Raw genomic sequence first — 18110 nt, forward strand, 5'->3', positions numbered from 1 at the left:
CAGCATATGTATATATACTCATTACGTGTTATCAATCATGTAGTCAATTATTAGATTTAGTTTAATATAAAATACCCATTATATTCAAGTAACATGTTGCCAAAAGGTCACAAATATGACCTTTTCGACAAATTTCGAGGTGCGAATCCCCCGGGGTTTTCATGGGAGCTTGGCATTCGCACCTCCCATACTCCTGTCCAGTCCTCTATCCTTCCACTTCCACCCGCTGCAAAAACGTACGCGTACGCTCCAGCTTGGCATTGCCAAAGATCTGCTCCGGCGGACCCGCCTCAGCGATTTCGCCGTTATCCATGAAGAAGACGCGATCCGCGACATCGCGGGCAAAGCTCATCTCATGGGTGACGATCATCATCGTCATATTCTCCTGTGCCAACTGCTTGATGACACGCAGCACTTCTCCGGTCAGCTCGGGATCGAGTGCCGATGTTGGCTCGTCGAACAGCAAAATGTCGGGCTGCATCATCAGTGCGCGTGCAATCGCTACGCGCTGTTTCTGTCCACCGGACAGGTTGGCGGGATACGCATCCGCCTTGTCGGACAGCCCTACTTTACCGAGCAATTCCAGACTGCGCTGCCGGATGATCGCCGAGCTTTCTTTTTTCAACGTCTTCGGTGCCAGTTCCAGATTCGCCTGTACTGTCAGATGCGGAAATAGGTTGAAATGCTGAAAGACCATGCCCATACGACCCGTAATCTTCCGGATATCCGCGCCGCCCGCATATGCTCCGTTCTCAGCCAGCACCTGGCCTTGAATGCGAATGGTACCACCCGAAATATCTTCCAGATGAATCAGGCTGCGCAGCATCGTACTTTTACCCGAACCCGAAGGTCCGATCACGGCAATGACTTCACCCGGCTCCACGTTGAACGATACCTGCTTCAGCACATCAAGTGTACCGAATGATTTTCTTAATTGATTCACTTCTATAATATGTGTCATATGCAGACAGTCCTTTAATTAATCAGATTGGATAATTTCATATACTTCTGTGCCCTGCGAGTTTACTCAAATGTATAACGTTTCTCCAGTGCCTTGAAGAACAAGGTGAGTACCATGGTCATTAGCAAATACATAATAGCTGCAATCAGGAATGGTGTCAGGCGGAAATCCCGGTTTACTGCGGCCTGTGCGTAATGCAGCAGCTCAGGTACAGCAACAGCGTACAACAATGCCGTATCTTTGATAAGGCTTATGGATTCATTTGCAGTAGCTGGTAATGCTACCCGAAACATCTGCGGGATAATGACTTTCGTCATCGTTTGCCATTTACTTAGGCCCAATACCTGTGCAGCTTCATGTTGTCCTTTATCAATCGAGAGCAATCCACCTCTGAAAATCTCGGCAAAGTACGCACCATAATTCAAAATAAAGGCCAACGCCGCCGCCGTGAAACGGTCAAATACAAGATACTCCCCTACCCCTGGAAGCAGCGGCAGACCGAAGCAGAAGAACAACAGCTGAAGCATTAGCGGCGTTCCCCGCATCACATATACGTACGTATGAGCGATCCATGCCAACGGCTTGAATCGGCTTTTCATCAATAAGGTTACTCCAAATCCAAGTGGTACTGACACTATAATGGCCAACAAAAATAAAAAGATCGTGGTCTGTGCCCCTTCAAGCATGGGCTTCATGATGCCCAATAAATACTCCCAGCTCATCGCAATCGGCTCCTCTAATCTGTTAACCCCGCATTCCGCAGGAGACTTGCTCCTTTTTGGAATCCGGGGTCATGTTGTTTACTACATATGTCAGGCAAGTGGCCTGATCCTATTTCAAAACTTCATCTTCACCAAACCATTTGGTGGAAATCTCGGCTGCTGTGCCATCGGCATTCAGCTCATCCAACGCTTTTTGCAGCTGATTCAGCAGTTCTTCATTGCCTTTTTTCACACCAATGCCGTATTGTTCCGGAGCAAGGGATTCATCCAGCAGTTTGAACGTTCCCTCTTCCTTGGACATGTAATATCTCGCGACCACTTCGTCGATGATGACAGCATCCAAACGTTTCGTCTTGAGATCGGTAAGGGCCAGTACATTGTCCGGGAATTCGGAAGCATTCACTTTATCCTTCAGAGGACTTGCCGCGAGTGCATCTGCCGCAGAGGACAAGGCCTGCATTCCTACATTTTTGCCATCCAGTTCATCCAGCTTCGTAATCGGTGAGTCCGCGAGTGTGACTGCAACCTGGCTGTTCTCCAGATACGGCTTCGTGAACAGCACTTTATCTTTCCGCTCATCCGTAATCGTGTACCCGTTCCAGATCAGGTCGATTCGGCCGCTGTTCAGCTCCGATTCTTTGGAAGACCAATCAATGGGCTGGAACGTAATTTCTTTCCCCATTTTTTCCGCTGCCGCTCTAGCATAATCAATATCAAAACCAACAATTTCATTCTTGTCATCCCGGAAGCCCATTGGAGCAAATTTATCATCTATCCCCACAATAATGGCATTATCATCTTTGCTTCCCGAGCTGGAACAACCCGCAACAACAATCATGCATATGCTGATCAATAATAGAAATATCGCTTGTTTTCTCATCTCTCTAACCCCTCCATGTCTATAACCAAAACCCAAACGCTTTAGTTCGTTACCACGTTATCAGAGTCTTATAATAACATAGCATAGGAGAAGAGTCGAGCCTCTTACCTTTTCCTTATCTTTGAACCAGCTTAATTGTCAACAATTTGTGAAAAAGCTGCTTTCACTTTCATAGGCCCTACCAGCTTCTTACGCACCGATATATCCCACTCCTCCAGTTCCTGAAGCGTCTTCAGTTCTGTACCGGCCCATTGCTGAGCAGCCTCACGGCTCAAAGTATATTGAACATCCTCAAATGAATAAAGCACATGCTCCAAATTATCAATCCATACAAAATTGGCAGCAGCATTATATACAAGAATTCGTTCCAACTCTTCAGGCTTCATCTCGCTGGTATTCATCCTGTAATTGATCTGAGCCGTAAATGTCTCTGGATACAACTGATACCCATTCAATTCGCCGTTTAGAGGCAAGGCTTGATTCAAATGGCTGAGATTAGAGAAGTCTCCCATATAAGCACTGCGATATTTCGCTAATGCCGCAAAATCATGGACCAACGGGTCTTGCTGCTCTGCTTCATACTGCGACTGCTTCGCCTCTATTCTCGGATTAACGACGCCCTCAACCACAATAACACCAAAGATACCGAGCATGACCAATGCAATAATCCATTTATTCTTTCCCGTCATATGACATCACCTACCTCATACTTGCCCACGATCCGATACGCCCTTTGCACAATCAAAGGAATAATAATACTTAATAAAGGTATGGCAAAGGCAATCACAATTACTGTAAATTGATAGGGCCCCTCTACCTGAATCGGTCGGCTATACCAGATGTTGCTTCCAAATCGCAGCGCCGCTTGTGTACCCCATAACACAACGATGAGCCCTGCCCATAACCACCACACTCTGCGCGTCCATTGTAAGAACACAGGTGTACGAATAACTGCAGTGTCCTCTGGATCAGTCGAAGTATTTTTATTTTTCATCATGTAAAATACATACGCTCCACCAACAATCACACTCATGATCATAAGCAAATTGTTAATGGTTGCGCCCTGAACCATGACTCTCATTGGAATGGTAATGATCCAGGCCATAAGACTATAGATCAAGGCAGACTGCAACACTGCAGTCCAATAAGGAACGCGATGCACCCTGCGATGATCACTCATGATCTGCTCCATGCCAGCCACATGTTGAATGGCTGTCTGAAAAGCCTGCTCCTCGTCCATACCCTGCTCCATATAATCTTCAATTCGTGCAGCGAGATTACTGTGAATCTCTTCTTTTAACTCCTGATTGGCCAATGTATCCTGTGCATGAATGAATAGATGATCCACATGGCGGGTAATACGAGCTTCCAATGTCATATCCCTTCAACTCCCTTTTCCCCGGAAATAATCATACAGTCAATTAATGTTTTGGCTGCATGCCAAGCTTGAACTTGCTGTGTATAAGCTTCCTGCCCCTGGGTTGTAATTCGGTAATATTTGCGTCGTCCTCCCTGGGTCTCTTCCCCCCAGTAGGATTCCACATATCCACTCTTCTCCAGCCTTTTCAGACTGGAATAGAGTGTCGGTTCCTTTAATTCAAACCGTTCTCCACTCTTGCGATAAATTTCCTTAATAATGCTATAGCCGTAGTTATCCTTCGGTATAAGTACACTCAGAATAATGGGGTCAATGTTGCCTCGAATGAGGTCACTGTTAATCGCTTGTTCATCCATCTGCCAGATTCACCGACTTTCTTCAATCCTGGGTATACTATAAGACATATTACTATGTCTGTAAAGGTAATATGTATCGCATGGTACATATGCGTCGCAATGAGCAACATTCTTATCTTGTTCTTCGTCTGGAAGATATTAGGGAGGTGGATAAAATAAAAATCTTCATTACTGTGAGAACGTTGGCTTCACTCGTGTTCCTTACAACTTTGCTGATATTATCCGGCTGTAATCCTACTCCAAGTAACGGAACAAACGAACCTCCCTCTCTCCCATCGCCAAATACAAAGGAAACCGAAGTGGGTTCACTAGAGGAGAACACTCAGGAACCGGAGTCCAACTTACCTCAGGAACTGCCTACGCCAACTATCCAGAGCGAAAGCGGCATCTCTATTCCGGCTATACAGGGCAGTTATTGCTGGGGAGGTATGTGTGCTGACTATGCAGGTGATGTGGAATTGCTTGAAGGTAAAGTACCTGTCTCGGTTTTGGTGGGCGAGAACATATCTATTCACTTGAGTACGGATGTACCACCTAACGAGTTCACTCTGGTTGAATATGTGAACGGGGAGGCACGTCCCATCTCTTTGCGAGAAGGATCATTCCAGTTTGCACAGGAAAAAGGTACTCATTATTATGGAGCCTTTGTCGGCTGGTCTTCCCCAAAAAATTCGCAGGTTTCCTTGGGTGATACCTCTTTTGCCTTCGTAATCCGTGGTGTCGAAAAAAAATAGAACCAAACAAGGCCCCTCCAATTTTGGAGAAGCCCTACTCATTTTGTTCTATTGCTGCACTTTCTCGCGATCTTTCCCTTTATCCGATTCGCCCGCATTTTTGTTGGCGGCATCGCGATCCTGCTGCATCTCCTCAACGGTTTTCACTTTGAGACGTGCAGCACCTTCATATTCCTTCGTTGGAATCAGGTTGCCCGCAGCAAGTCTTGCTTCTGCCGCGGCAATCGCATCACCATATTGTGGCAACCATTCGGCTTGGGCGACCAGCATCTCGTCGACCATTTGCCAGATTTCTTTTGGATTACATACTGCACCCACGAGTGGGTCCATCATGAACGCCTGACGCAATAGTTTGTCGTCACCATGTACCGCAGCTTCTACCGCAAGTCGTTGTACGGAAATGCTCACATTACACACGGCAGCCGGGCCGAGTGGCAGGTCGCCTACATGTGGCATCGAAATACCATTACGGTCCACATATCCCGGTGCTTCAATGATCGCATCATCAGGCAGGTTGGAGATCACACCGTTATTGACGGTATTGAAGTGTCCGCGGTATACGCGTCCCGTTTCCAGCCCTTCTATAATGTAGGAACCATGTTCTCCGCCTCGTTTTTCCGGGACAAATTGCATCGGTTCATCCTTCATCCAGTTCGGGAAATCTGTCTCAAACCAATTTCTGCCCTCAGTACACACACGCAAATATCCACCTGTCTCGCCATTAATCCAGCTGTCCAGATCAATCCAGTCCTTGATCTCTTCCGGACGTTTGCGATACCAAGGCACATATTCGCTAAGGTGACCATTCGATTCCGTACTGTAATAACCAAATCGGCGCAGCATATCAATCCGCACTTTCTCGGTACGGCTATACTCTGGATGTTTCTCGAAGGCTTCGAGCAAATCACCCGTAAGGTCTTTACCTTCATGGGATGCCTTGATGTACCAGGTCTGATGATTAATTCCGGCACATACGATATCCACTTCATTCATTTTCAGTCCAAACGCTTCCGCAATCTGGTGATGCCCATGCTGTACCCCGTGACATAATCCAATCGTGCGAACACCGCCATACTTGTTGCAGGCCCATGTCAGCATAGCCATCGGGTTGGAATAATTGAGGAGCAGCACATCCGGTGTGCTTTGTTCACGAATATCTTTACAGATGTCGAGCATTTCGGCAATTCCACGCTGTCCGTACATAATCCCACCTGCACACAATGTATCGCCGACACATTGATCTACCCCATATTTGAGCGGAATATCTACATCGGTTGCAAAAGCTTCCAACCCTCCCACACGGATTGTACACAGCACATACTTCGCATCCTTGAGCGCTTCTCTCCGGTCTGTTGTCGGCTGAATCTGAATATTCAGTCCATTCTCGCGAATATCGCGCTGACACAGCTCGGTAACCATGTCCAGATTGTGCTGATTGATATCACAGAACGCTATCTCAATATTGTTGAATTCCGGTACCGCGAGCAAATCCCGCAGCAACCCCCGTGTAAATCCGATACTGCCCGCCCCGATAAATGCCACTTTAAACGACATGCACAGTTCCTCCCGTAATCCGAGTATATTCGCCCCGGTTAATGATCTCACTTCATGAAATCATTGTAGCAACGGGTTGTAAGGAAGCGTTATCAAAATCATGACCTCTTCGCAGCGAGGTTGTCAAAAATCCTCACTTTTGCTTCAACCGCCGTACTTTCCAGATAAACTGCACGATTTATTCTTCAGCGGGATAATGACTGACATGTCGTTCCATTGAAGAACGACATTCAACCGGAGTTCGGCCTGTATATTTCTTGAATAACATATGAAAATATTGTCTGCTCCCCACGCCCACGTAATCGGAAATTTCAGAGATTGGAATATTGGTCTGTTGTAGCAGCATCTTCGCTCTTTCCATTCGGAGCATCGTGAGATAATCGGTAGGCGTGCGCTTCGTCTGCTGGCGAAAAATACGGTGCAAATAGCCTGGATGCAGATTCACCGCTGCTGCGATATCCTTCATTTGAATATTGCGATCCATATTGTGATGCATGAATTCAATCGTACGTTTCACGTAAAGCTCCGTCTGATCCAGCGCACTTCGGTTGAATTCGCCGCGTAGTCTTGCGACCCGAACCAGCAGTTGGATAAACAACGTGCGTACCAGCGTACCTTGCTCAGGCGACTTCAGATCACGGGCTTCACGATGATGCGAGCGTTCCTCCGGCGGAATGATCCGCATGGGTGCAGAAGATCGTCCCTGCTCCATCAGTCCACGCTGATCCAGTTCCAGCACCAGGCTTTTCATAATGTGGTACACCTCTTCCGGGTCAGGCAAAACCAGATAAGGCGAGGCATGGGATAGAAAAGCATGGACTTCTTCCTCTTCCAGCGCAAGCTGGCGAATGGATGGATGCCCTGGATCCGAACGGGCAACTCCAAATTCCACATTGAGCATGCGGCACGGTACGCCATCCTTCACCAACAGACGGTGTGGAACCCCCGCGTCCAGCAGAATGAACTGCCCTTTTTTCAATACTGCCTGTTCCGAACTGCCATCCGGCATCTGCACATCGACCCGGCACATTCCCGAAATAATGTACATGATCTCCGTGGAATCATGATCATGATAGGACATCTGGTAGTTGTCCCATTGCTTGTAATAATACGCGTAGAAACGCGGTCCATAGTCCTCAGTACGCAGTTTCTCCTGAAACAGACTGCCTGTCCAATGTTTTGCTTCCAATGCCTGCACCTCCGTTGCTGCAACGATCCTCACTTTTCTCCATTGTAGCAAGTCTGGGTGATGTATTTCACCCGTGCAAAAGAAAAAACATTGCGATTTTAAATTAGATAATAATATAATTAGATATTATTCTAATTTATTTTATTTTCATCCAATCTATAGCCAGGAGGTCTTGAGACTATGAAAACTACATTTTTTTTGGTGAGGCATGCATTAAAAGAAAAGTGCATCGGTGATGTTCCCATCACATCCGAGGGAGTAGTACAAGCTAAATCAACAGCACTTCATTTAGCTAACGTACCTGTCACCAAAATCATTACAAGCCCACTTCAAAGAGCGATCGACACTGCGGCGCATATTGCTCTCCTAACAAACATTACAGTGACTGAAAACTCGCGTCTGCGGGAACGCGCCAACTGGGGTGACCTGCCTGAACAAACCTTTGAAGAATTCATCGCGATGTGGGACCGATGCACAAGTGATCCAGACTATCTCCCATCCGTAGGTGATTCCTCTAAGCAAGCAGGCGAACGTTTGGCCTTTTTAATAACGGAATTGACGAGTGTAGAGCCACCAGACAGCTATATCGTTCTCGTTACTCATGGAGGGTTAATTACAGATTTTCTCGTAAACACATTCCCAGAGCATGAACTTAACGTCTGGCATCCTGATTTTATCGCGATGCAAAGTCAGTTGATTCCCGAATGCTCCATCACCACATTGATTTATGGAAACGGGAAGTACACCATTCAAGATTTTGCATCCATATCACATTTGGAAGGATGAAGCCGTATGTTGCTTCGTTTAGCCATATCAAAAAACTCCGGGTAACCTCCCGTACGCCTAAACGCACTGAGGTTACTCCAGAGCTTCACTTTAATACAATAGTAAACACTTCCTATAAAGAAATAATACTTTTGAAAACCTATCGCCTATTACTTCTCACTTCTCACTTCTCACTTTTCACCCATACCCGAACTGGGCGTGTGGAACTTGGGCAGCGTAACTTTCGACCAATCGATATCCGATGCCATGTAGAAGGATGGGTAGGACGGCTGATTGTATCCACTGTTCTGTCCAGCAATGCCGACACGATACATCGCATCGTGCATCAGCGTGTACAGTTTTCGGTCAGTCTTCTCGGTGCTCAGGTAGATGCGGATCGCCGAGCTGTCCTCAGTTCTCACCAGCATCTCTTCCCGCCAATCCCCGAAGATATCCGCAACGAGAGATGGCGTACCCTTGGTATAATTGTTAGTCAACGTTCCGGTTGCGGTCAGCAGCGTGCCTCGATTCCAATCTTTAATCGTAGGTGTAACATCGATGGCACCGTCCACGATCTGAGTTGTCATATCGGCGGCCCATCGTATATTCATATTCGTGCCCGGGGCTTTATCGCTTATTTTCTCTCCGCTGGCTGTCCACAATCCTACAGCCCATGTCTCCAACCCGCGACGAGTCGGGTCCACATCACCGATCATGCCACGTCCGGTATCTTTGCCCGTGTATCCGCCATAGATCACTTCCCCAGTCTTCGCATCCCGCAGGGAATATCCGTATGGCGCCCAAGGACCGCCCTCATGCACCATGAAGATTTCCAGTCCCGGACGATCCGGATCGATATCCGCTACATGAAGCGCATCCCCATGGCCAAGACGTGCAATCGTTCCCGGAGCAGCACTCTCCGCAGGCATCAGGTCCTTGGAGCTGTACAGCACACTGCCATCATGATCAATCGTGGCCGAGCCGTACACAATCTCCTGTTTACCGTCTCCATCCACATCAGCAACACTGAAATAGTGCGCACCTTGCGTTGTAATGGAGCCATACTCTGGATCAGTACCGTCCACCCCATGCGGACCGTCATTGAACGGGTTCTTCATCGGTGTCCAGCCACTGTCGACTTTCCATTCACGTTTGAGCTTTTTGCCATCCCAGTTGTAGGCCACCATGGTCGAACGTGTGTAGTATCCGCGTGCAAAGATCGCAGACGGTTTCTTTCCATCCAGATATGCCACGCCTGCCAGGAAACGATCTACCCGGTTCGCTGGTTCAATACGCGCCATTGCGTAATCGCCCCACATCAACCCATCATCCTGCCGTCCCGGTTCATAAGGAATGGTCTCCAGCTCTTTGCCTGACTCTCCTTCGAACACCGTTACATACTCAGGTCCATCGACGATAAAACCTTCGAACTTGCGCAGCTCATTCTTGTCACTGCGGCTTGGTGCATACACATCGATGAAGTAATCGGCCAAGCTCTCAGCATCCTTCTGAGACAATGGATAACTATACTTTTTCTCAATCCCAAAAGCTTCCTCCAATGTAGCAGGCCAGTTGCCCTTCACGACCTCTTCATGTTTATGCCAGTTTTTGAACATATCCACGACATGATCGTAGTAACCATCTGCACTTAAACGGTAATCATCTTCGTTGGAGTATCCTGCCTTGCGATCCTGCTTCGGAAGGGTGATGTATTTCTCGGAAGTGACCTTTCCTTTTTTGTTATATTTGATAATCTTGGTTCCCGGTGCGGTCTTGAACATCATCTCAGCCTTGCCATCCCCGTCAAAATCATAAACGAGCATCTGTGTATAATGAGCACCCGAACGGATGTTAACCCCGAGATCAATCCGGTACAACAATTGTCCGTCCAGCGTGTAACAATCCACGTAAGTTTTACCGGTGTAGCCTTTTTGCGAAACATCCTTGGAGTTAGAAGGGTCCCATTTTACAAAAAACTCATACTGACCGTCCCCGTCCACATCGCCCACACTCATGTCATTTGCAGAATACGAGTAGGCTTCTCCCACTGGCGTCACACCATCGGCCGGTTTTTGCAAAGGAATATCGACGTAGCCGTTCGCCCAAGGTTTGACGGATGCACTGCGTTTACTCTCCTTGCCCTTCTTGCTTATCGCTGCCACTTCATAACGGGACGACGATTTGCCTGAGGCATCAACATAGTTGGTGCTGTCGGTGACCGTAGCAATCTTCTTGCCATCACGATATACGTTGAAATCCGTGCCTGTCAGACCTTTATCGCTATACCCTGTAGCCTCGTCACCAAGCAATCTCCAACTGAGAAAAATACCCTCGGAAGTAGACGCCGCAACCAGACCGCGATCAAGATACTCAAGCTGAATGTCTTTCAAAGAACTACCTCCCTTATGTGACTGCACGCTGGCCTCAGCGGCGCTGTTCTCATTGGAAGCTGCTGCTCCGCTCGCACCCGCTGTTCCCGCAACGAGCAAAGCAACGCTTAGTGCCGAAGACAGCATTTTGGCTGCAAGTGGCATACGCACCTTTCTGCGATTGGAGTGCATACCTGAAACCGATCCCTTATGTATCGGCGCTGTTATTTTGGATTTCATCGACCTTCACTCTCCTTGAGACAGAATGGGTGATGCTTATGGCTGTGCTTGGATCGTGGCGACATCCGTCAATCCATACAGACGTTCATATCCTTCAAACTTTACTGAATGCGCTTACAATAATATAAATGAATAACTCTCCTGAACAGACTTCTTTGACTCGGTCCCCCTTCCAATCTCTCTCCATCAGAGCAGCTTCATCCTGCCCATCGGGTATTATTATAGACATCCCACCTGCTGTGACATAGGCAAATATCCGTCCAAAACGATTAATAATCAGTGTTGTTCAGGCCTCTATCGAAACGAGCACACCTTATTCCGAAGATTAGCGGGCAATAGAAAAGCTAACGAACTCCAGTATCGTTAACTGGTAAAAACCATCGAAACAGCGTGACCACAGGGCGAAAACCTGGTAATAATGTGTATACGATTCGTTAAAACACTGCACCGTCTCCATTACACAAAATAAGACGCACTACATTCGTTAAAATTTAAAAAAAGGGACGTTCCCCAGTCATGTTCATGACTGGGGAACGTCCCTGTTACGTATTCGCTCCTTTTAAGGCTCAATGCCCCAGACCAGGGTACCGCCTTTGTAGAGGGTCACCTTGTTCCAGTCCTGATAGGATGTTTTGGTTGGATCGTAGGAATAATCATTGGTTTCATCAAAGTTGCTCCAGTCCGTTTTGTACATGCGGAGCTGGATGTCCCCAGACTGTCCACCTGCCTGGATCGCGCCTGCTCCAGAAGTAAAGCTCAGCTCCACATAGGAATCGGTGAACGTGCGCTGGATGTTATCACCACCGACCTGAGCCCAGTCAATTGCAGAGTCCATCGCTGCGGTACCTTCTTTGGAGAAGTAATAACGGATTTTCAGATCACTCAGATTTACAGCCGTGTTACCTACGTTTTTGATGTTGAAATACGGTTTGATTTGGTTATCTGCCGCGTTCGTATCTCCCGCACGATATTGCAGAACCAGATCACTGGTCGGAACAACTACACTTTGTGGTATTGCAGAAGCTGCGGCAGAATTGACACTTTCCCCAGCAGCGTTCACGGCACTAACCACATAATGATAGGTTGTTCCATTGATCAGACCTGTGTTGGCATACGATGTGCCGCTCACGCCCGTAGCAACCGTAGTGAATGGACCTGATGCACTCAACGCTCGTTTCACGTTATAACTGGTAGCTCCTGCAGAAGCCGCCCAGGATAAACTGATTTGAGCATTACCTGCCGTAGCTGTCAATGCTGTTGGTGCGGCAGGAGCGGTTACGCCTGCAACCGGCACAGCACTTTGTACTGCCGAATTCACACTCTCACCCGCAGCGTTCACGGCACTAACTACATAATAATAGGTTGTTCCATTGATCAGACCTGTGTTGGCATACGATGTGCCGGTCACGCCCGCAGCAACCGTAGTGAATGGACCCGATGCACTCAACGCCCGCTTCACGTTATAACTGGTCGCACCTGTGGAGGCTGTCCAGCTCAGGGAAACCTGTGCGTTACCTGCTGTCGCAGACAGTGTTGCCGGAGCTGCTGGAGCTGTCGTTCCACCCCCTCCACCATTGCTGGCAGGAAGAACAGGGAATGAGTTTTGCACCAGCATGACGAATTGGTCATGGAACCAGTGACCTGACACTGGTGCATTAGGTAGCGCACCCGTCAATACACCATCACGAGTTGTAAACGTTGGATCACACATCCGGTCGAAACCTTTGCCTTCGTTGTTCGGAATTTCCGAGCTGGAGCCATCAGACTCCCCTGGAGGTTTGACCCATACATAGGCATCCAGATGGGCTGGTCCTGGTGCTGCTTTAGGTGCTTCACCTATACCTGCTCCACTGTTATTACACCAGTTCCCCCGGTGATCACGCTTATCCACACGCCCGGAATTCACGTACGTGTTAATATCACTGCCTGTAGCAGACGTTGGACGGTTCACCCCGCCCCATCCATTACGGCTGGTATCAATAAGGAAGCCTGTGCTGGCTGGCCAGCCAGCTTGTACAAATCCGCTATACAGTGCCGCAGTGAAATCGGTTTCGTCGAAGTAAGGATTCCACTCGTAAAACTTGGAAGACTTGATCGGTTGTCCGCCGATGTTCAGATCCGGATTAGGCAGATTCGGTTCATTCAGCGGTGTGCTGTTCGCCGTGTTCGTAATGAAGCCATCGGCGCTGCTCAGACCTGCTGTTGTTCCTTGGACAACGCTGGTATACAGCGAGATTGCGCCTGTACGGTTGTTATCCCAACCAAGCCAGCCGGAGTGACCAATATCCAGGTAGTTGTACACATTCGGAATGGCATGCAGCTTTTCCAAGGCGTATTTCACGCCAGCTTCATAGATGCCTGTTGAACTCGCCTGGGCACAAGCTGGTGTACTGAGATTAGTTACCAGATTGGGCAGACTGTCCGGCTCAATAATGGCGATGATACGAATGTCCTGATACTTGGGCTTTGCAAAAATATCGGCGATTACATTGATATAATCATTTTCATACGTCTGCAGTGCCGCCTGTGTTAGTGGAAGTTCACCATTGGATGCAAGCGCATGACAATCCCGCCCAGGCAAGTTGTAGATAACGAAAGAAGCGGTAATCGGAGTACCTGCCTTCTTTTGTGCCAAGGCGGCATCCAGATGCTGCTCCACACTTTTGCGTCCGGCATTGTCTGTTCCACCATTAATGGCGGCAATACGGTCGATCCAGACTGCCGTTGGATAGGATTTGACCGTTTCCATTTTGGCTTTTAATGAAGCATCACTGGTGAGAGCAATGGACGTATCCACGAGAGCGGAATAATCCTGGTTTAAATACGCTGTAGCTCCGACAAATGGATTATCCACATGCGCTTCAGCCGCCTGACTCACTCCTGGAGCCATGCCCGGGAAGATTCCCGCCGCGAGCAGCGTTGCTGCCAGCATTTGTTTTACACTTCTGCGAAGCACCTTTCCGCCTTTCGATAAGGTTTTCGATTTTGTCATTAGGGTTCCACCTTTCCTGTACTTGGATTGGGTATATACTCATGTCTGATCCTCTGTGTCGGCAAGATGCTTTGCACGGTAGAGAACGTATGGATGAGCTGTAGGAACTTCACCTCCATGAATGTGAATGTAGTTCATTTGGGTCAAGTTAGGTCAACAAAAATAAGGTGTGAAACAAGAAACAGAAATGGTGTCTTACACTGAGGTTAAGGGACAAAGCAAGGGGGATAACATCTGTAGGTGTGTGCGGGTGATCTTTGGTGAACGGCTTTCAAGGCATTGCTCAGACTCAAGTTAAGTAAGCGCTTACTTTTAGAGGTTTTAAAAAAAGGCTTACCCTCGATACAAACCTCACATCGCGTGTCCACCTCCTTATGAATCGATTATAACTCATGTAAATATTACTGTAAATTGAATTTATTAAAAATTATTATATTTAATTCCATAAATCAGGCAGGAATTCTGAGATGTGCCTCCCCAAGCCATAAAAAAGGCCCATCACGGCTTATTCCCCGTAATGAGCTAATTGACATAGCATATTCTCATACCCTTTTTTTACGGAAGCACTACAATATCTCCTGGTTTCAAGCCGTTCAATACTTCAGTCTTGTCATCTGTCTCGATGCCTGTTTGAATCGTCTGCTGTGCATATTGCCCGTTGCCCTGATCCAGCATCACATATGCCGTATCCTGATCTCGCATGACCGCCAGCGTGGGAACGACCGTCGCTTTCTCCTTGCGTAGCGTTTCAATCTTGCCTTCCAGACTTAATCCACCGATCAGCTTGGCGTTTGGCTTCAGATCAATGACAATATCGAATTGGGAAGGCTGCTTCAGATCTGTCTCTGTTCCCTTTTTGGCAAACTTGGAGATTTTGCTGACCTTTCCGGTTAACGGAACCTCCTTATTTCCCGTCATATGTACACTTACAGGCATGCCTGTTTGGATTTTGAATAACTCCTGCTCGCTAATGGTCGCCACAAATTGTAATTTGCCTGTGTCCACAATGGTACCCACATACTGACCTTCGCCCACCATACGTGTCTTGGTCTCCGTATCGTTCATCAAAAACACACCGGATACCGGCGCGTACACGGTGGATAAACCTATGACTGCTTTCTTGGCCTGAACCTCCTGCTCCTTTACAGCGATGGATTCCTTGTTCATTTCGTTGGTCAGTCGTTTTGTTTCCCGCTCGGCGAAGGCTTTCTTCCGTTCATCTTCAGTAACCCCTAATTGCTCGGGGCCCTCTCCCTGAGTAAGACCAATCTCATTCAATTGAGCTTCCAGCCTCGATTTCTCAATATCGGTCTCTAACTGCTGCACTTCCGTCTGCAATGCTATCGAATCAAGCGAGAACATGACGGCTCCCTTGTGAATGGACTCCCCATTCTCCACATTCCACTGCTTTATTTTCGAGGCAAAAGGAGCGTACACATCCGTCTGTTTGGCATAAGCCGACTTGCCTTTAACCTGAATTTCCTGCGTGATTGTCTCCTGTGTGACTTCAAATGTAATGGGCTGCGGGGCCTCGATGGGCGCTTCGGGAACCGGTTTATATTGCTGGTACAGAAAGTATCCAGCGCCTGCGAGCAGTCCGATCATGATAATTCTCTTTATCCATTTGCTTATTGCCGAGTTCTTCATTGCCGTATGTCCCTTCATTGAATCTGTCTATTGATTCTGTCTGTTCAATCCCTAAACTGTGCTTCCCCTATATCTCTGCTTTATTTATGCCGATTTTATCACCTGCAACGCATTTGTACGCGAGGCGCTAATCGCCGGATAGATTCCCGAGAGTACTCCGGTCAACACCGCAAACGCTATACCAGCAGGTAGGGTCGACATCTCAATAACCACTTGGAGAGGTGTGCTTGCCTCCATCGAGATTTGTCCTTGGAGTAGTCCATTTACCCCCTGAATGGCTCCGTAAGCGATGAAGACGCCAACAATGCCACCCAACACTCCAAGTACAGCAGCTTCAGTAATGAACATCTGCCTGATCTGCCACAGATTGGCTCCCAGCACTTTCATGACACCAATCTGTTTGCGGCGCTGATGCGTGGACATGATCATCGCAACAATAATGGACAGCGAAGCCAGCAGCATGACGAATATCCCTATGCCCATAGCGGCCTTCTGGTACATGCCAAGCTGTTCCTTCATCGCCTGCTCCTGATACAGATTGCTGTCTGTCATTAGCGTCAGCTTCTGAATCTGCTCCTGCACTTGTGCCACATACTTCTTGTCCTCTACCTTCACGAGCGCCGAATTCAACCGTCCTGCTGCCGCGGCCTGTGCCTGACTGCTCTGGAACTGTTCCGCGAGCATCCGGGCGGTTTCGAGGGAAACGTAGACCTTTTTGTCATACATGGCATTGTTCTCACTCATGCCGCCAGGCACCTTCAGTACCCCCGTCACTCGCAAAGGAGAGCTTGTTTTGGCTTTGGCGGAATCATTCATGTCCTGATATTTCAGGTTAAACTGTGCCTGAAACAGCTCGGCTTGGGTAGACATCAATGCCATGTACTGCTGTAGAAACTCGTCATTAAACGAATCCTCCATGAGCTTGTTGTTCAGTTCGCGGATCACCTCGGCGTCCACAAGTCCGAAGGTTGCACCGTAATTCACAATAGCGGCTCCGCTAATCCCCGATGCCCCGCCTTTGTCAAAACGGTAGCCGAAACGGCTCAATGATCCAAGCTCTGTACCGATGACTTCCACATTGGAGCTTTTGCCATCCAATGTAGCCATCTCCAGCATATCCAGCTTCAGCATCGGAGCAACGGCGACAACATGCGGAAGGCTGGCAATAATATCGATTTTTCGAGCCGTTAGCGCTCCTCGTTCGAAGGTGGACGTCTGCCCATTACTTCCGCCCGAACCGATTCCCTCATTGGGTGATACCGTAATCTCATCCATTTTGTAATTCTCATTTAACGTTTTCTCACCATAGACCTGTACCGACTGCCCCACGCTTAATGCAATAATCATGGCCGCACAGCCGATGGACAGGCCAATCATGCACAGTAGAGTTACCACCTTCCTGCGCACAATCTGTCCCCATGACATTCGCAACACATCCAGAACTCTCACAACCGCTCTCCTTGCTCTACTGCCTTGGACTGGCTACTCTCCACCAAGCATCCGTCCTGCAATGTAATGACAACCTGCATCTGCTCCGCCACTTCAGCCTCATGCGTGACAATAACGAATGTTGTATGCATCTCCCGATTCAGCTGTTGTAAAATGGAAATGATCTCTTCCTCCGTTCGGGTATCGAGGTTCCCGGTAGGCTCGTCCGCGAATATGACGGACGGCTCCGTAATCAGTGAACGCGCAATGCTGACGCGCTGCTGCTGCCCTCCCGATAGCTGGGAAGGGAATAATTCGGACTTGCCGACAAGGCCAACCTGTTCCAGTAGGTGCATCGCCTTTTGCTTACGCCGTGATGGGCGAATGCCCTGAAACACGAGCGGCAGCTCTACATTTTCCCGAATTGTCAGGTTCGCCAGCAGCTCATACGCCTGAAAAATAAAGCCAATATGTGTCCGGCGGAATTCCGCCAGTCGGTTCTCACTCATACGCACAATATCCTGATCTGCTATAAGGATCTTGCCTGTGTCTGGCTTCATCAGACCTGCCATCAGATGCAATAACGTCGATTTGCCTGAACCGGAGCTTCCCAGCAGTGCAACCATCTCACCCTTACCCACGGATATGTTAATGTCCTGCAACACGGGAACAGTCCCTTGTGTATTGCGGAATGTGTGTGACACCTGTTCTACTCGCAGCATGAATCCGGCTTCCTCTCATCGATGTAATAGAGGTAATTATAGCCATCAGATGTATCGGTCCAATCTGGACTTGTATCCAATTTGTAAAATCAGCCTTTAGCTGCATTGGATTGAAAGGCCTTCTTTGGATTTATGCAAAATGTTCAAATCACAAAAAGGCCCTATGGGTTCAG

General features: G+C 48.1%; 15 protein-coding genes. 2 read left to right on the forward strand and 13 right to left on the reverse strand.

Annotated elements, in window-relative coordinates:
- Window positions 1-205: 205 nt before the first annotated feature.
- The 6 genes from ACR1R9_RS22165 to ACR1R9_RS22190 form a co-directional block, all read right to left on the reverse strand.
- Window positions 206-961, reverse strand: coding sequence for an amino acid ABC transporter ATP-binding protein (locus ACR1R9_RS22165; RefSeq protein ID WP_433922691.1), 756 nt, complete (start codon window positions 959-961; stop codon window positions 206-208).
- Between the two features lie 62 nt (window positions 962-1023).
- The gene (locus ACR1R9_RS22170) at window positions 1024-1683 is read right to left on the reverse strand and encodes an amino acid ABC transporter permease (protein WP_099855561.1); all 660 of its coding nucleotides are present in this window, start codon (window positions 1681-1683) and stop codon (window positions 1024-1026) included.
- 109 nt (window positions 1684-1792) lie between these two features.
- Window positions 1793-2563 (reverse strand): amino acid ABC transporter substrate-binding protein, encoded by a 771-nt coding sequence (locus ACR1R9_RS22175; RefSeq protein WP_433922690.1) that lies wholly within the window; start codon window positions 2561-2563, stop codon window positions 1793-1795.
- A 131-nt stretch (window positions 2564-2694) separates the two neighbouring features.
- A complete protein-coding gene (locus ACR1R9_RS22180) occupies window positions 2695-3252 on the reverse strand; it encodes a DUF4825 domain-containing protein (protein ID WP_433922689.1) in 558 nt (185 codons plus the stop codon).
- Entirely contained in the window at window positions 3249-3941 is a 693-nt protein-coding gene (locus ACR1R9_RS22185; RefSeq protein WP_433922688.1) for a permease prefix domain 1-containing protein, read from the reverse strand. Before ACR1R9_RS22185 ends, ACR1R9_RS22180 begins: the two co-directional genes overlap by 4 nt.
- Entirely contained in the window at window positions 3938-4297 is a 360-nt protein-coding gene (locus ACR1R9_RS22190; RefSeq protein WP_433922687.1) for a PadR family transcriptional regulator, read from the reverse strand. The genes ACR1R9_RS22185 and ACR1R9_RS22190 overlap by 4 nt, the downstream gene beginning before the upstream one ends.
- Before the next feature lie 173 nt (window positions 4298-4470).
- Between ACR1R9_RS22190 and ACR1R9_RS22195 the strand changes: the two genes are divergently transcribed.
- On the forward strand, window positions 4471-5031 hold the full coding sequence (locus ACR1R9_RS22195) for a hypothetical protein (protein WP_433922686.1): 561 nt from the start codon (window positions 4471-4473) through the stop codon (window positions 5029-5031).
- Window positions 5032-5079: 48 nt separating this feature from the next.
- Here the strand turns inward: ACR1R9_RS22195 and ACR1R9_RS22200 are convergent, their stop codons facing one another.
- Window positions 5080-6585 (reverse strand): alpha-glucosidase/alpha-galactosidase, encoded by a 1506-nt coding sequence (locus tag ACR1R9_RS22200; RefSeq protein ID WP_076290293.1) that lies wholly within the window; start codon window positions 6583-6585, stop codon window positions 5080-5082.
- A gap of 178 nt (window positions 6586-6763) precedes the next feature.
- Window positions 6764-7774 (reverse strand): AraC family transcriptional regulator, encoded by a 1011-nt coding sequence (locus ACR1R9_RS22205; RefSeq protein WP_076290457.1) that lies wholly within the window; start codon window positions 7772-7774, stop codon window positions 6764-6766.
- A gap of 180 nt (window positions 7775-7954) precedes the next feature.
- Between ACR1R9_RS22205 and ACR1R9_RS22210 the strand changes: the two genes are divergently transcribed.
- A complete protein-coding gene (locus ACR1R9_RS22210) occupies window positions 7955-8560 on the forward strand; it encodes a histidine phosphatase family protein (RefSeq protein WP_433922685.1) in 606 nt (201 codons plus the stop codon).
- Between the two features lie 170 nt (window positions 8561-8730).
- Here ACR1R9_RS22210 and ACR1R9_RS22215 read toward each other — a convergent pair whose 3' ends face one another.
- The 5 genes from ACR1R9_RS22215 to ACR1R9_RS22235 all read right to left on the reverse strand — a co-directional run bounded on the left by ACR1R9_RS22215 (window position 8731) and on the right by ACR1R9_RS22235 (window position 17937).
- On the reverse strand, window positions 8731-11073 hold the full coding sequence (locus ACR1R9_RS22215) for a rhamnogalacturonan lyase (RefSeq protein WP_433923665.1): 2343 nt from the start codon (window positions 11071-11073) through the stop codon (window positions 8731-8733).
- A gap of 634 nt (window positions 11074-11707) precedes the next feature.
- Window positions 11708-14140, reverse strand: a complete 2433-nt coding sequence (locus tag ACR1R9_RS22220; RefSeq protein ID WP_433922684.1) for a glycoside hydrolase family 6 protein — start codon at window positions 14138-14140, stop codon at window positions 11708-11710.
- Between the two features lie 555 nt (window positions 14141-14695).
- Window positions 14696-15805, reverse strand: coding sequence for an efflux RND transporter periplasmic adaptor subunit (locus ACR1R9_RS22225; RefSeq protein WP_433948887.1), 1110 nt, complete (start codon window positions 15803-15805; stop codon window positions 14696-14698).
- A gap of 66 nt (window positions 15806-15871) precedes the next feature.
- Window positions 15872-17236 (reverse strand): ABC transporter permease, encoded by a 1365-nt coding sequence (locus ACR1R9_RS22230; protein WP_433922682.1) that lies wholly within the window; start codon window positions 17234-17236, stop codon window positions 15872-15874.
- On the reverse strand, window positions 17233-17937 hold the full coding sequence (locus ACR1R9_RS22235; RefSeq protein WP_175383545.1) for an ABC transporter ATP-binding protein: 705 nt from the start codon (window positions 17935-17937) through the stop codon (window positions 17233-17235). Before ACR1R9_RS22235 ends, ACR1R9_RS22230 begins: the two co-directional genes overlap by 4 nt.
- Window positions 17938-18110 lie beyond the last annotated feature (173 nt).

Origin of the sequence: Paenibacillus taichungensis (genome assembly GCF_050994985.1) — a bacterium.
GTDB lineage: Bacteria > Bacillota > Bacilli > Paenibacillales > Paenibacillaceae > Paenibacillus > Paenibacillus taichungensis.

Coding starts and splice junctions, on each gene's coding strand:
- ACR1R9_RS22165 (WP_433922691.1), bottom strand. CDS start 961: ATGACACATATTATAGAAGTGAATCAATTAAGAAAATCATTCGGTACA.
- ACR1R9_RS22170 (WP_099855561.1), bottom strand. CDS start 1,683: ATGAGCTGGGAGTATTTATTGGGCATCATGAAGCCCATGCTTGAAGGG.
- ACR1R9_RS22175 (WP_433922690.1), bottom strand. CDS start 2,563: ATGAGAAAACAAGCGATATTTCTATTATTGATCAGCATATGCATGATT.
- ACR1R9_RS22180 (WP_433922689.1), bottom strand. CDS start 3,252: ATGACGGGAAAGAATAAATGGATTATTGCATTGGTCATGCTCGGTATC.
- ACR1R9_RS22185 (WP_433922688.1), bottom strand. CDS start 3,941: ATGACATTGGAAGCTCGTATTACCCGCCATGTGGATCATCTATTCATT.
- ACR1R9_RS22190 (WP_433922687.1), bottom strand. CDS start 4,297: ATGGATGAACAAGCGATTAACAGTGACCTCATTCGAGGCAACATTGAC.
- ACR1R9_RS22200 (WP_076290293.1), bottom strand. CDS start 6,585: ATGTCGTTTAAAGTGGCATTTATCGGGGCGGGCAGTATCGGATTTACA.
- ACR1R9_RS22210 (WP_433922685.1), top strand. CDS start 7,955: ATGAAAACTACATTTTTTTTGGTGAGGCATGCATTAAAAGAAAAGTGC.
- ACR1R9_RS22215 (WP_433923665.1), bottom strand. CDS start 11,073: ATGCCACTTGCAGCCAAAATGCTGTCTTCGGCACTAAGCGTTGCTTTG.
- ACR1R9_RS22220 (WP_433922684.1), bottom strand. CDS start 14,140: ATGACAAAATCGAAAACCTTATCGAAAGGCGGAAAGGTGCTTCGCAGA.
- ACR1R9_RS22225 (WP_433948887.1), bottom strand. CDS start 15,805: ATGAAGGGACATACGGCAATGAAGAACTCGGCAATAAGCAAATGGATA.
- ACR1R9_RS22235 (WP_175383545.1), bottom strand. CDS start 17,937: ATGCTGCGAGTAGAACAGGTGTCACACACATTCCGCAATACACAAGGG.